13 protein-coding genes and 1 tRNA gene are annotated in these 13278 nt (G+C 28.3%); all 14 read left to right on the forward strand.

Features of this window, described 5'->3' with window-relative positions; genetic code table 11:
• The first annotated feature begins 58 nt into the window (after positions 1–58).
• The gene (locus ABUA17_RS11440; RefSeq protein WP_154820884.1) at positions 59–1192 is read left to right on the forward strand and encodes a S1C family serine protease; all 1134 of its coding nucleotides are present in this window, start codon (positions 59–61) and stop codon (positions 1190–1192) included.
• A 98-nt stretch (positions 1193–1290) separates the two neighbouring features.
• Complete coding sequence (gene pth / locus ABUA17_RS11445) at positions 1291–1866, forward strand: aminoacyl-tRNA hydrolase (protein WP_042400072.1); 576 nt, start codon at positions 1291–1293, stop codon at positions 1864–1866.
• Positions 1867–1890: 24 nt separating this feature from the next.
• The gene (gene mfd / locus ABUA17_RS11450; protein ID WP_042400169.1) at positions 1891–5415 is read left to right on the forward strand and encodes a transcription-repair coupling factor; all 3525 of its coding nucleotides are present in this window, start codon (positions 1891–1893) and stop codon (positions 5413–5415) included.
• Positions 5416–5499: 84 nt separating this feature from the next.
• Positions 5500–6513 (forward strand): peptidylprolyl isomerase, encoded by a 1014-nt coding sequence (locus ABUA17_RS11455; protein ID WP_082423937.1) that lies wholly within the window; start codon positions 5500–5502, stop codon positions 6511–6513.
• 293 nt (positions 6514–6806) lie between these two features.
• Positions 6807–7355, forward strand: coding sequence for a stage V sporulation protein T (spoVT, locus tag ABUA17_RS11460; RefSeq protein ID WP_042400064.1), 549 nt, complete (start codon positions 6807–6809; stop codon positions 7353–7355).
• Between the two features lie 115 nt (positions 7356–7470).
• Positions 7471–9000 (forward strand): putative polysaccharide biosynthesis protein, encoded by a 1530-nt coding sequence (locus tag ABUA17_RS11465; protein WP_055292144.1) that lies wholly within the window; start codon positions 7471–7473, stop codon positions 8998–9000.
• A 20-nt stretch (positions 9001–9020) separates the two neighbouring features.
• Complete coding sequence (gene yabN / locus ABUA17_RS11470; protein WP_195951411.1) at positions 9021–10469, forward strand: bifunctional methyltransferase/pyrophosphohydrolase YabN; 1449 nt, start codon at positions 9021–9023, stop codon at positions 10467–10469.
• Between the two features lie 254 nt (positions 10470–10723).
• The gene (gene hbs / locus ABUA17_RS11475; RefSeq protein WP_042400053.1) at positions 10724–10999 is read left to right on the forward strand and encodes a non-specific DNA-binding protein Hbs; all 276 of its coding nucleotides are present in this window, start codon (positions 10724–10726) and stop codon (positions 10997–10999) included.
• A 75-nt stretch (positions 11000–11074) separates the two neighbouring features.
• Complete coding sequence (locus ABUA17_RS11480) at positions 11075–11335, forward strand: RNA-binding S4 domain-containing protein (RefSeq protein ID WP_042400050.1); 261 nt, start codon at positions 11075–11077, stop codon at positions 11333–11335.
• A 52-nt stretch (positions 11336–11387) separates the two neighbouring features.
• Entirely contained in the window at positions 11388–11681 is a 294-nt protein-coding gene (yabP, locus tag ABUA17_RS11485) for a sporulation protein YabP (RefSeq protein WP_042400046.1), read from the forward strand.
• A gap of 9 nt (positions 11682–11690) precedes the next feature.
• Positions 11691–12083 carry a spore cortex biosynthesis protein YabQ gene (yabQ, locus tag ABUA17_RS11490; RefSeq protein ID WP_042400042.1) on the forward strand — a complete coding sequence of 131 codons (393 nt, stop codon included), beginning with the start codon at positions 11691–11693 and terminating at the stop codon, positions 12081–12083.
• 78 nt (positions 12084–12161) lie between these two features.
• Positions 12162–12443, forward strand: a complete 282-nt coding sequence (locus ABUA17_RS11495) for an FtsB family cell division protein (protein WP_042400039.1) — start codon at positions 12162–12164, stop codon at positions 12441–12443.
• 88 nt (positions 12444–12531) lie between these two features.
• Positions 12532–12933 carry a S1 domain-containing RNA-binding protein gene (locus ABUA17_RS11500; RefSeq protein WP_042400035.1) on the forward strand — a complete coding sequence of 134 codons (402 nt, stop codon included), beginning with the start codon at positions 12532–12534 and terminating at the stop codon, positions 12931–12933.
• A 276-nt stretch (positions 12934–13209) separates the two neighbouring features.
• Positions 13210–13278: transfer RNA gene (locus tag ABUA17_RS11505), tRNA-Leu, on the forward strand.

Here is a 13278-nt window from a genome sequence, read left to right on the forward strand (position 1 = left end):
TTGAAATACTTATAGTGTTTAATCATTATAGATATTTTATAAATGCTTGGAGGAAGATATGAAGTTTGGAAGAAGTAAAGAAAGAAAAATATCACGAACTCCACAAGATAGGATAGCTAATATAATTTTTGAGAAAAAAAATACTACTCAAGCAAGAGTTAAGATAGGCGTTAAAATAATTCTATATCTTGTTACAGCTAGTTTTTTAGGGGCAATTATTTCAGGAATAAATGTTAAAAATAAATATGGGGAAGTAATGCAACAGGTAAAAGAATTAAGTGATAATGCGGATAATGTTATATTAGATTATACAAAAGTTATAAATGAGGTATCTCCATCTTTAGTTACTATTAGTGATGATGAAGATAAACTTAATAATAATAGTTATTTTGATGGAAATGTAACAGGAATAATAATTGATGATAGTGGAATAATTTTAACTAATTATTCAACAATAAAAGGAAAAAGTGATATTTATGTAAAGTTATCATCTGTTGCATCAAGGCCAATTAAAGCACAAATTTTGATTGAAGATGAAAGTATTGACTTAGCGGTTATAAAAATAGAGTTTGATGGAGAATTAAAGCCTATAAAGTTAGCCGATTCAAATACTATAAAAGAAGGTCAGGCGATTGTTGTTTTAGGAAATGCAATTGGAGATGAATATATAGGAAGTTCGATTCCAGGAATAATAACTTCAAAGAATGAGAAGTGGGATTTAGATGGAAAAAAATATTCTCTATTACAAATAAGTGCACCCATTGATGAAAAGAATACTGGAGGAGCTATTTGTAACTCAAAAGGTGAATTAGTTGGTATTGCTCATTTGTCTATAACAAATGAAAAAAATGAATCTGGGCTTTATTATGGATTACAAATGAAAGAACTTCAAGAAATGATTAATTCAACAAATAGATTTAAGAGTCTTTTGGGAATAGTTGAAGGTGGAATTGTAGTCGATAAGGAAAGGGGATTTAGTGGATTTTACATACAGGAATTATCTAAAGGTGGAAGTGCATATATGGCAGGGATTAAACCCACAGATATAATTGTTGAAATTGATGATCATGAAATTGTAGAGGCTGATGATATAATAGTAGTATTGCAAGATAAACAAAAAGATGATATATTACACTGCAAGGTCTTAAGTGACGGCGAAATGAAGTATGTAGATATTAAAATATTAAGCTAGATGATTTAGGCTAATTCTAACAGGAATTAGTCTAAATTTTTGCTAAAAAAAATGGTATAATATAAAATAGTCTAATTTGAAGTAACGGAGGAGTTTAAATGTTTTTAATTGTTGGATTAGGAAATCCAGGTAAAGAGTATGATGGAACAAGACATAATATAGGATTTGCTGCAGTAGATTATATAGCAGATAAGTATAATATAGAATTAAATAGGATAAAATTTAAAGGTATATTTGGAGAAGGATTAATAAATGGGAAGAAAGTAATTTTATTAAAACCAACTACATATATGAATTTAAGTGGGGAAAGTATTAGAGAGGTAGTTAATTTTTATAAAATAAGCAACGAAGAAGTAATAGTAATTTATGATGATATTAGTTTAGAAGTGGGAAGACTAAGAATAAGGGAAAAAGGAAGTCATGGAGGGCATAATGGAATAAAAAGCATTATAGCTAATTTAGGTACTGATGTTTTTCCAAGAGTGAAAATTGGTGTAGGTGCACCTAAAGGGAATTTGGTTTCACATGTATTGGGGAAATTTAGTGATGATGAAGTAGAAATATTAAGGGAAACAATAAAAGCTTCAAGTGATGCTGTAAGTATAATGATTAGTAAAGATACTAAAGAAGCAATGAATAAATTAAATGGTTTTAATGCAGGTAAAGAGAAGTAAATAGGGAATATGGAAGGTGATACAATGAGATTGCAGGGGCTATTACAACCCTTAATTGAAAATGAAAAATTTATTGATATTTCAATGGGATTAAAGACGAAAACTTTTCCTATAAATATTGTTGGGTTATCAGAATCAGGAAAAAGTTATATTATAGATGCTATTTCTAATGAAATAGATAATTCCTTAGTTGTAGTAACACATAATGAAATAGAAGCTAAAAATTTATATGATGATTTAAGTTTTTATTCAACTAATGTGTATTTTTTACCTATAAGAGAAGTTGTATTTTATAATGTTGATGCTATTTCGGGCGATTTAAGATGGGCTAGGCTAAAGGTTATAAAAGAAATACTTAATAATAAAAATAAAAAGATAATAGTTACTTCTATAGAAGCGATGACAGCATTATATACACCAAGAGAAAAATATTTAAGTTATAGTATTAATATAAAAAATGGTGATGAGGTAGATTTAAAAGAGATTTCTACTAAATTAATTGAGTGTGGATATGAAAGAGTTGAAGTGGTAGAAGGTAAAGGTGAATTTTCGTTTAGAGGAGGGATACTTGATGTTTTCCCTCCTACAGCTGTTTATCCATATAGAATTGAATTGTTTGGTGATGAAATAGATTCGATTAGAACTTTTAATATAGAGTCACAACGTAGTATTGAAAAAGTTAAATCAATTGATATTTTTCCAGCAAAAGAAGTAATTGTTGATGAAGAAGCAAAAAAAAGAGCTAACGACACAATTATTAGTGAGCTAAATTCTATATTAGAAAAGGCAAATAATAAAAATAGTGAACAAATTGAGAAAATATCAAGAATAGTAAATAAAAATTTAGAAATGTTAAGTGAAACATCTACTTTTGAAACTGTTGATAGTTATTTACCTTTCTTTTATGAGAAATCAGAGTCGCTTTTTGATTATTTGGATGGATATACATTTGTAATTGATGATTTGAAGAGATGTGAAGGAAAACTTGAAAGTATCTACTATGAATTTAATGAAAATTATTTAGCGTTTCTTCAAAGAGGGGATATTTTACCATCACAAAACAAATTACTTATTGATAAAGATGAATTATTAGTTAATTTAGAAAAGTCAAACGTTATTACTTTGAATACTTTTGAAAATAAAACAGATATATTATATCCAAGAAAAAATATTGAATTTAAGCAAATTACATCAAATAGTTATAATGGGCAATTAGATTTATTGATTGAAGATATAAAATCAAGAAAGGAAAATGGATATAGGACATTAATCTTAGCTGGAACTAGAACTAGAGGTGAAAGATTAGTAAAGACATTAAGAGATAGAGATGTTGAAAGTGTTTATAAAGATGATGTTGACTCTATTGAATTAGGGCAAGTTGTAGTTACTTTTGGTAATCTAGTAAAGGGATTTGAGTATCCAGATTTAAAAGTTTGTGTAATATCGGATAAAGAAGTATTTGGTGAAGCTAAGAAATCTCTTCCTAAAAAAAGCAGTAAGAAAAAGGGCGTTGGAAAAATTACTAGCTTTGCAGAATTAAAACCTGGAGATTATGTTGTACATGCAAATCATGGAATAGGTGTATTTAAGGGAATAAAGCAAATTGAGATTGCAGGAAATACAAGAGATTATTTAGATATTGTATATGATAAAGGTGATAAGCTTTATGTACCAGTAGATCAACTAGATTTAGTTCAAAAGTATATTGGTAGTGAAGGAAAAAGCCCTAAAATAAATAAACTAGGTGGAAATGAATGGCAAAAAGCTAAAGCAAAGGTAAGAAAATCAATAAATGAAATAGCTGAAGATTTAGTAAAACTTTATGCAGCTAGAGCAGCTTTAAAGGGGTATAAATATTCTAAAGATACTGAATGGCAAAGACAGTTTGAAGATGAGTTTCCATACGAAGAAACACCAGACCAATTATCTTCATTAGAAGAGATAAAGCATGATATGGAATCAGATAAGCCAATGGACAGATTGCTTTGTGGTGACGTTGGATATGGGAAAACAGAGGTTGCGATAAGAGCAGCATTTAAAGCTGTAATGGATGGAAAACAAGTTGCATTTTTAGTTCCAACTACAATATTAGCTGAACAACATTATAAAAATTTAGTTAAAAGATTTTCAGATTTTCCTGTGAAAATTGATATGATAAGTAGATTTAGAACAGCTAAGCAGCAAAAAGCAACGTTGCAAGCGTTAAAAGAAGGTAATGTTGATATATTAATAGGAACTCACAGATTAGTATCAAAGGATATTGTTTTTAAAGATCTAGGATTATTAATAGTTGATGAGGAGCAAAGATTTGGAGTTGCGCAAAAAGAAAAAATAAAATCAATTAAGAAAAATGTTGATGTATTAACATTAAGTGCAACACCTATTCCAAGAACGCTTCATATGTCATTAACAGGGGTTAGGGATATTTCGGTTATTGAAACGCCACCAGAAGAGAGATTTCCAATTCAGACTTATGTTGTAGAGCAAAATGATCAGCTTATCAGAGATGCTATATTAAGAGAAGTGGCAAGGGATGGCCAGGTTTATTTTGTATATAACAGAGTCGAAAGCATACAAGGAATGGCTAAATATATTAGTGAATTAGTACCAGAATGTAAGGTAGGAATAATTCACGGGCAAATGACTGAAAAAGAATTAGAATCTGAAATGATTAAGTTTATGCAGAGGGAATATGATGTTTTAGTCTGTACAACTATTATAGAAACAGGTATAGATATTCAAAATGTAAATACCATGATAGTAAATAATGCTGATAAGATGGGATTATCACAATTATACCAATTAAGAGGAAGAGTTGGACGTTCTAATAAAATTGCATATGCATATTTTATGTATACTAAAGATAAGGTATTAACAGAAGTTGCTGAAAAAAGATTAAAAGCATTGAAGGATTTTACTGAGCTTGGATCAGGATTTAAAATAGCAATGAGAGACTTAGAAATAAGAGGAGCCGGAAATATGATGGGCTCATCTCAACATGGACATATGGCAGCTATAGGATATGATTTATATTGTAGAATGCTTGAAGATACAGTTAAGTTAATTAAAGGTGAAATAGAACAAGAACCTATTGAAACAACTGTTGATATTAAAGTTGATGCATATATTCCATCATCATATATTGAAGATGAAATTCAAAAAATTGAGGTTTATAAAAAAATTGCTGCAATTGAAAATATGGATGATTATAAAGATATAAAGGATGAGTTAGAGGATAGATACTCATCAATTCCTGAAGCTGTATATAATTTGATGGATATTGCATATGTTAAGAGTTTAGCTAAAGTATTATTAATTGAAGAGATAAAAGAAACACCTAAAGAGGTAAGATTTAAGTTCCCAAAAGGATATAAAAAAGTTAATGATATTTATCACATATTAATGAAAAAATATAAAGAAAATGTTGTTTTATACTTTGGAGAAACTCCATTTTTTGCTGTGAAAGTAAATAGTATTAAGCGTGAGGAAATATTAGATTTTTATAAAAAACTTCTTACTGATTTAATTAAAAATTCACGTAAAAAATAGACAGTAGAATTTGAATAAAAAGGATATAACTGATATACTAGGGTATGTAACAAATTATTATGAATGTAAAGTGAGGGAAATAAATTGAGAAAGATAAAAAATATAGTAGCTATTGCAACAGTTGCTGTCATGGCATTTTCAATGGCTGGTTGTAAGATGATAGAAAAAACTCCAGAAGCTATACAAAAGACTGTATTGGCGAAGGTTGGAAGTGACAAAATTACTATGGCAGATGTAAATAGTGAATTACAGGCTGATATAGACTATTTAATTGAAACTTATGGTGAAGATTATGAAAATAATATAGATGATACATTAAAAGCTAAATTAAAGAGTGCAAGACAAAGTGTTCTTGAACAATTAGTAGATAATAAAGTATTAATCACTAAAGGAACAGAGCTTGGATATATTCCATCAGATGAAGAATTAGCAACTGAAATAGAAACTGAAAGACAAAACTTTGTTGAGGCTTATGGCGGAGAAGATAAATTAAAGGAAGCTTTAGAACATTACGGAATGAGCGATGAGAAATTTAATTCTTTCCTTGAAAATTTAGTAAAAGTTCAAAAAGTTACTGAGGCAATAACAAAAGATGTTACTGTAACTGATGAAGATATTGAAACTTACTATAATGAAAATATAGAGGATTATACTAAAAAAGCTGGAGCAAATGCTAAGCATATATTATTTAAAACTGAAGAAGAAGCAAAAGCAGCTAAGGATAAAATAAATTCTGGTGAAGCTACTTTTGATGATATATATGCAGAGTATGAAGCTAATGCAACTTCAAGAACTTTCCCATTATCAGAAGATTTAGGATATGTTGAAAATGAGCAAGAAAACTTTGATACTGACTTCTTAGCTGGATTTAAAGTATTAAAAGAAGGTGAAATTTCAGATCCTGTTCAAAGTTCATTTGGATACCATATAATAAAGGTTGAGGGAGTTCAAGCTGAAGATACAGTAACTCCACTTGATGAAGTAAAAGATACTATCAAATCAACTTTAGAAAGTCAAAAGAAAGAAGAAGTATATAATTCAACATTAGAACAATGGAAAAAAGATTTAAATGTTAAATTATATGAAGATAGACTTTAATTTGTAGTAAAAAGTCAAACAAGATTATAAAAATCTTGTTTGGCTTTTTTTATTATTATAAATAATAAATTGAATTTTAGGGAAATTTATTATTGAAGATATGGAAGATATTATTTTAAATTTTCACAATTATTATTTGAATTTAATAATTGTAAAATTACCATAGACTTCATATAATTCCTCTTTAGATAGGAGAGGATAAATATTGGGTATATGTGTATAAAATTTCTAATACTTCAAATAATAATAATGCAGTTAATCATATAACATAATTAAGGAGGTAACTCATAGTAATGAAAGCTACAGGAATAGTAAGACGTATTGATGATTTAGGAAGAGTAGTTATACCAAAAGAAATTAGAAGAACATTAAGAATTAGAGAAGGAGATCCATTAGAAATATTTACAGATAGAGAAGGTGGTGTAATCTTAAAGAAATACTCACCAATAGGAGAATTAACTGATTTTTCTAAGGAGTATGCTGAAAGCTTGCAACAAGCAATTGGACATATTGTTTTAATTGCTGATAAAGATGCCTTTATATCAGTAAGTGGAGCAACAAAGAAAGATTATATTGAAAGAAAAATAAGTTCAGAACTAGAATCTATAATGGATGGTAGAAAACCTTCTATCATAACAGAGAATAGTAAAACAATTCCATTACATAATGATGAGGACCCAGGAGAATATACAAGCCAAGTGATAGCACCAATAATTGCTGAAGGTGATGCAATTGGAGCTGTGCTTATTGTATCAAAAGAATCTGGAGATGTTTTTGGAGATTTAGAGTTAAAATTAGCTGAAACTGCAGCAGCTTTCTTAGGAAAGCAAATGGAACAATAAATAATACTAGACATATTACAATATTTGTTAAATATTTATACAATATTTGTAATAATACCTCTAAGCTTTAAATAAAAATTAGTAGTAGTCAGTAATTTGAGTTTGGAGGTATTTTATGAAGAAGCAATCTCTTATAAAAGGAAGCTTGGTATTGGGAATGGCTGGAATGTTAGCAAAAGTATTAGGCTTTTTCTTTAGATGGCCATTAATTATGTTAATTGGTGATGAAGGAATTGGATATTATCAATTATCATATCCTTTATACATGTTTTATGTAGGAATGGCAAGTGGGGTTCCGGTAGCAGTTTCTAAAATGATATCAGAAAAAAATGCTGTTGGAGATGTAGAAGGAAGTTATGAAGTTGTTAAAGAATCTTCTTTTTTGATGATAACGTTAGGGGTAGGAACTTCATTGATATTATTCTTTTTTGCAAAGCCAATTATTAGTTTCTTAAAATGGGATATGAAATCTTATTACTCATTAATAGGTATATCTTTTGCACCGATGATGGTTTCATTTGTTACTATATTTAGAGGTTTCTTTCAAGGACTTCAAAATATGACACCGTCTGGAGTATCACAGATATTAGAGCAAATAGGAAGAGTGATAATTGGAGTTGGACTAGCCTATCTTCTTTTTAGCAAGGGAATTGAATATTCCGCAGGAGGAGCTGCTTTTGGAGCGGCAGGGGGAGCTTTTATTGCAGGAATATATTTGATTATAAAGTATAGGCATGTAAAAAGGGAAATGGGAATAAGAAGGGTTAAAACTAATCCAGAATTATTAAGTAAAATATTAAAGATTGCAATTCCAATTTCTATTGGTGCTACAGTAGGAACAATAATGAATTTAATAGATTCTATATTAGTGCCACAAAAACTAGTTGAATCTGGTGTTGCAAATGCAACGGCTTTATATGGACAACTTACTGGTAAGGCTGCTGTATTAGTTAATATACCTTTAACATTATCAGTAGCAATTTGTACATCATTAATTCCGATAATAGCAGAAAACTATATACTAAACAGAAAAGAAGAAATGCAAAGTAAAATTAATATTGCAATGAAATTATCAGCAGTTATTGCATTGCCAGCTACATTAGGAATGTTTTGTTTAGCAGGACCTATAATGAAGTTAGTATTTTTTGATAGATATGAGGGAATTGAAATATTAAGATATTTATCAATATCCATACCTTTTGTTATTGTAACTCAAACGACAACGTCTGTTTTACAGGCTACAAATCATTATATAAGGCCAGTTATAAACCTAGTAATAGGATGTATTGTAAAGGTAATCTTAACTACAATATTAGTTCCAATACCAGAAATAAATATTTTTGGTGCTGTAATAGCAAGTATTTCTGCTTATGTAGTAGTTACTATATTAAATCTTATAGCACTTAAAAGTAAAATTAAATGTAAAGTAAGTATTTATGATTCTTTTATAAAGCCGGCATATGCATCAGTTGCAATGATAGTAGTAGTCTTATTTAGCTATGATTTTATAATGAAAAAAATAGACAGTAACAGTATTTCTTGCTTATTATCAATATTTATGGGTATTATTATATATATAATAGCTATTCTACTTTTTAAAGTATTTAATGTTGATGAAATAAAAAATAGATTAGTAAGAAAATGATGTAAGGAGAGTACTGTACAATGATAAAAATAGTTGGATTAGGGCCTGGTTCACCAGATGCTTTAACGATAGGAGCTGTTAGAGCTTTAGAGGAAAGTAAAAACCTTTATTTTAGAACAGAAAAGCATCCTACAGTTGATTATTTAAAAAAAGGATTAACTTCTTTTAAGACTTGTGATAATTATTATGAAGAAGGAAATAGTTTTGATGAGGTATATTCTAATATTGCAAATGAAATGATAGAAGAATATAAAAAATGTGGTGAACTAGTTTATGCTGTTCCAGGACATCCTTTAGTAGCAGAAAGATCAGTTTTAAATCTTATTAACTTATGTAATGAAAATAATATAGAATATAAAATACTACCTGCAGTTAGCTTTGTGGATGCTATGATGGATAGGCTTCAAATTGATCCAATAGAAGGACTAAAGATAATAGATGCGTTTGATATAAAAAATCAAATATTGGATAAAAGAATTGGTACTATAATTACTCAAGTATATAATGTATTAATTGCTTCTGAAGTAAAACTTGAATTACTTGAATATTATAATGATGAAACAGAGATATACTATGTAAGAGCCGCAGGAATAGAAGGAGAAGAATCTATAAGAAAAATTCCTTTATATGAATTAGATATGCAAGAAGATATAGACTATTTAACTTCAGTATATATTCCTAAGGATATAAATAATAAAAAAGATTTTTATGATTTAATCAATACAATTGAAATTTTAAGAGGAGAAGATGGATGTGCTTGGGACAGAGAACAAACTCACGAAAGTATTAAAAATTCTCTTATAGAAGAAGCTTACGAAACTGTAGAAGCTATAGAAGATGATAATATAGATGGGTTAATAGAAGAGTTAGGAGATGTTTTATTACAAGTTGTATTCCATTCTGTAATTGGAAAAGAAGATGGATATTTTAATATATCTGATGTTATAGAAGCAATAACAACAAAAATGATTTATAGACATCCTCATGTTTTTGGAAATGTAGTTGCTGATTCATCTAAAGAGGTTTTAGAGAATTGGGATGAATTAAAGAAAAAGGAAAAGAACTATGAAACTCTTACTGAAGAAATTGAGGGAATAGCAAAGACATTACCTGCATTAACTAAAGCACACAAGGTACAAAAAAAGGTTTCAAAGGTTGGATTTGATTTTGAAGATGTAAATGAAGCTGTTAAAAAAATAGAAGAAGAAATAAATGAAGTATTAGATGTATATAAATCCAATAATATGGAAAAAATAATAAATGAAGTTGGTGATTTATTATTTGCTTGTGTTAACGTAGCTAGATTATTAAATGTTGATGAAGAAGAAGCATTAAATAAATCAATCAAAAAGTTTGTTAAAAGATTTAAATTTGTTGAGGAAAATTTATTAAAGCAAGACAAAAATTTAAACGACTCTACATTAGATGAAATGAATGCTTTATGGGAAGATTCAAAAAAGTACGATTAACAGAAAAGATAGAGAATTTCTGCATTTATAGAAGGATTTTTATAGTTTGTGCAGAATATTTTAAGAAGAGGAATATAAAAATGACTATACTACAAGAAAAAGTTGTAATAAATATATTTTTATAGAAAAAAAGCCCGTATTACTATAGACTACTGAATAAAGTGGATATATAATAAGGTAATGTAGTTATAGTACATAATTAAAAATAGTTAACTACAATATTTTTAACTGTTTATTTAAGGAGGATGTAAATCGTGAATAAAGCAGAATTAATTACTAGCATGGCAGAAAAAAGCCAATTAACAAAGAAAGATGCAGAAACTGCATTAAAAGCATTCATTGATTCAGTTCAAGAAGCTTTAGAAAATGGGGAAAAAGTTCAATTAGTTGGATTTGGTACTTTCGAAACTAGAGAAAGAGCAGCTAGAGAAGGAAGAAACCCAAGAACTAAAGAAACTATAAACATTCCAGCTTCTACTGTACCAGTATTTAAAGCAGGTAAGGAATTTAAAGAGAGAGTTAATAAGTAATTATAATTTTTAAGCCCGAGTTATCTCGGGCTTTTTAATACCTAAAATTAATGAACTTATGTGGAGGAATATTATATGAGATTAGATAAATATTTAAAAGTATCAAGAATAATAAAAAGAAGAACAGTGGCTAAGGAAGCTTGTGAAGGCGGAAGAGTTTCAATTAATGATAAGGTAGCAAAACCATCAACTAACGTAAATGAAGGAGATATAATAGAAATTACTTTTGCAAATAGAAAGCTTAAGGCAAGAATTATTAATATTGCTGATCATGTGAGAAAAGAAAATGCTAAAGAAATGTATGAGATTTTAGAAGGTGTAGAAGATCAAGAATAATTTTTAATAATACTTCATATATTTAATCAAGAAATATATGGAGGAGTAAATAATGGAGAAAAAATTAGAGGGTAGTATAGAGGATAATAGAGGAAATATTATATTAGAAAACAGAAAGAAAATGACATTAACTGGAGTAGAGGAAGTAATTAGCTTTGATGATGAAAAGATATTACTTAATACTAAGCTTGGAGCATTAACGATAAAGGGTCAAAATTTGAAAATGAATAAGCTTGATGTACAGAATGGCGATGTAATGATTAATGGAGAAATATATTATATCGTTTATAGTGGAAAAGAAGTTAAAAAAGAAAAAGAAAGCATAATTGGAAGGCTTTTTAAATAGGAGGTTATTATGCCATTAAAAACAGATGTACAATTTAGTATTATACTTTATGCAATGTTAGCTGGTATACTAACCGGAGCAATGTTTGACTTATATAGAATAATAAGAGGTAGCAATGTAAATAAAATTGTAATTGCAATTGAAGATATATTGTTTTGGATACTAGCGGCTATGGCAGTTTTTACATTCCTCCTTTATACTAATTATGCTTTTTTAGGAGCTTATGTTTATATATTTATGATTATTTCGTTGACCTTATACATAAGGTTTATTAGTAATATATGTATTAAATTTGAGTTAAAGCTTATAAGTGCTTTAGGAAAAATGTTTAGAGTAATATTTAAAAATTTTATTTATCCATTTAAAGTAATATTTCACAATATTACAGGAAAAAACAATTAGTATAAAAAATATCTTGAATTAATTATGTAGAGTGGTTTACAATATATTTATAGAATAATATAAAGAGGGTACTATTTTATGAAAAAAAACGTAAACCTTAAAGGAATTATTATTGTTTTAGTTATTGGATTTTTTAGTATAAGTGTAATAAAACAAGTTATTGTACTAAAAAGAATAAAGAGTGATATTTCTACTCAAGCCCAAGAATTAGAGGAATTAAAAGAAAAAAATATTAAGTTGCAAGCAGAACTAGATAGGGCTCAAAGTAATAATGAGTATCTAGAAAAACTAGCTAGAGAGAGGCTAGGATTAATAAAAGAAGGTGAGCAGCAAATTATTCCAAGTAATGAGGTAGAATAGTATTGGTTTAAGTTTAAATTTCTATTAATATGGTTATTATTATTAATGACATAGATTATTTTTAATTTTAAGGAGGATTCTTTGTAAAATGACCTTAATGGCAGGAAACATATTAGAGGGTACAGTGGTAAATATTACAAACTTCGGAGCTTTTGTAGAGATAGAAGGTAAAACAGGTTTAGTTCATATTTCAGAAGTTGCAGATTCTTTTGTTAAGGATATAAGACAACATCTTAATGAACAAGATAAGGTAAAGGTTAAAGTTATATCAATTGATGATAATGGAAAAATTAGTTTATCAATTAAGCAAGCTAACGTTAAGAAAAAATCTGTAAAACCTGCAGAAATTGAATGGACATCTGAAAAGAAAAAAGCTGCACCAGCAAACTTTGAAGATATTATGTCTAGATTCTTAAAGGATAGTGAAGAAAGACAACAAGATTTTAAAAAGCATCAAGAATTTAAAGGAAGATCTAAAAAGAGTTTTTAATTAGAACCGTTATATAAGTTTTATATATTAGAGAGAATGGATAATCACTTATCTTTCTCTTTTTTTATTAAATTTTTTTATAAAAAATAATAAAAAAATATAAAAAATATAAAAAAGTATAGAAAATAAATCAGTTGGAAGTGGCTATTTTACTGGCTTTAGATAGAAAATGAAATAAAAATAAAAAAAAGTGAAAAAAATGTTGACAGTATTATGTTCATACTATATAATTAATTTTGTCGTCAGATGACGGCGACGAAATAAATACGCTGAAGTGGCGGAACAGGCAGACGCACAGGACTTAAAATCCTGCGGTAGCGATACCGTACCGGTTCGATTCCGGTC

This window comes from Clostridium sp. RTP31139st1_H3_RTP31139_211217 (assembly GCF_040227035.1).
Classification (GTDB): domain Bacteria; phylum Bacillota; class Clostridia; order Clostridiales; family Clostridiaceae; genus Clostridium; species Clostridium saudiense.

Excerpts from the sequence above, each read along its gene's own strand:
- ABUA17_RS11440 (WP_154820884.1), top strand. The coding sequence starts at position 59 with ATGAAGTTTGGAAGAAGTAAAGAAAGAAAAATATCACGAACTCCACAA.
- yabP (WP_042400046.1), top strand. The coding sequence starts at position 11,388 with ATGGAGAAAAAATTAGAGGGTAGTATAGAGGATAATAGAGGAAATATT.
- mfd (WP_042400169.1), top strand. The coding sequence starts at position 1,891 with ATGAGATTGCAGGGGCTATTACAACCCTTAATTGAAAATGAAAAATTT.
- spoVT (WP_042400064.1), top strand. The coding sequence starts at position 6,807 with ATGAAAGCTACAGGAATAGTAAGACGTATTGATGATTTAGGAAGAGTA.
- yabN (WP_195951411.1), top strand. The coding sequence starts at position 9,021 with ATGATAAAAATAGTTGGATTAGGGCCTGGTTCACCAGATGCTTTAACG.
- ABUA17_RS11480 (WP_042400050.1), top strand. The coding sequence starts at position 11,075 with ATGAGATTAGATAAATATTTAAAAGTATCAAGAATAATAAAAAGAAGA.
- ABUA17_RS11500 (WP_042400035.1), top strand. The coding sequence starts at position 12,532 with ATGACCTTAATGGCAGGAAACATATTAGAGGGTACAGTGGTAAATATT.
- yabQ (WP_042400042.1), top strand. The coding sequence starts at position 11,691 with ATGCCATTAAAAACAGATGTACAATTTAGTATTATACTTTATGCAATG.
- ABUA17_RS11465 (WP_055292144.1), top strand. The coding sequence starts at position 7,471 with ATGAAGAAGCAATCTCTTATAAAAGGAAGCTTGGTATTGGGAATGGCT.
- pth (WP_042400072.1), top strand. The coding sequence starts at position 1,291 with ATGTTTTTAATTGTTGGATTAGGAAATCCAGGTAAAGAGTATGATGGA.
- ABUA17_RS11495 (WP_042400039.1), top strand. The coding sequence starts at position 12,162 with ATGAAAAAAAACGTAAACCTTAAAGGAATTATTATTGTTTTAGTTATT.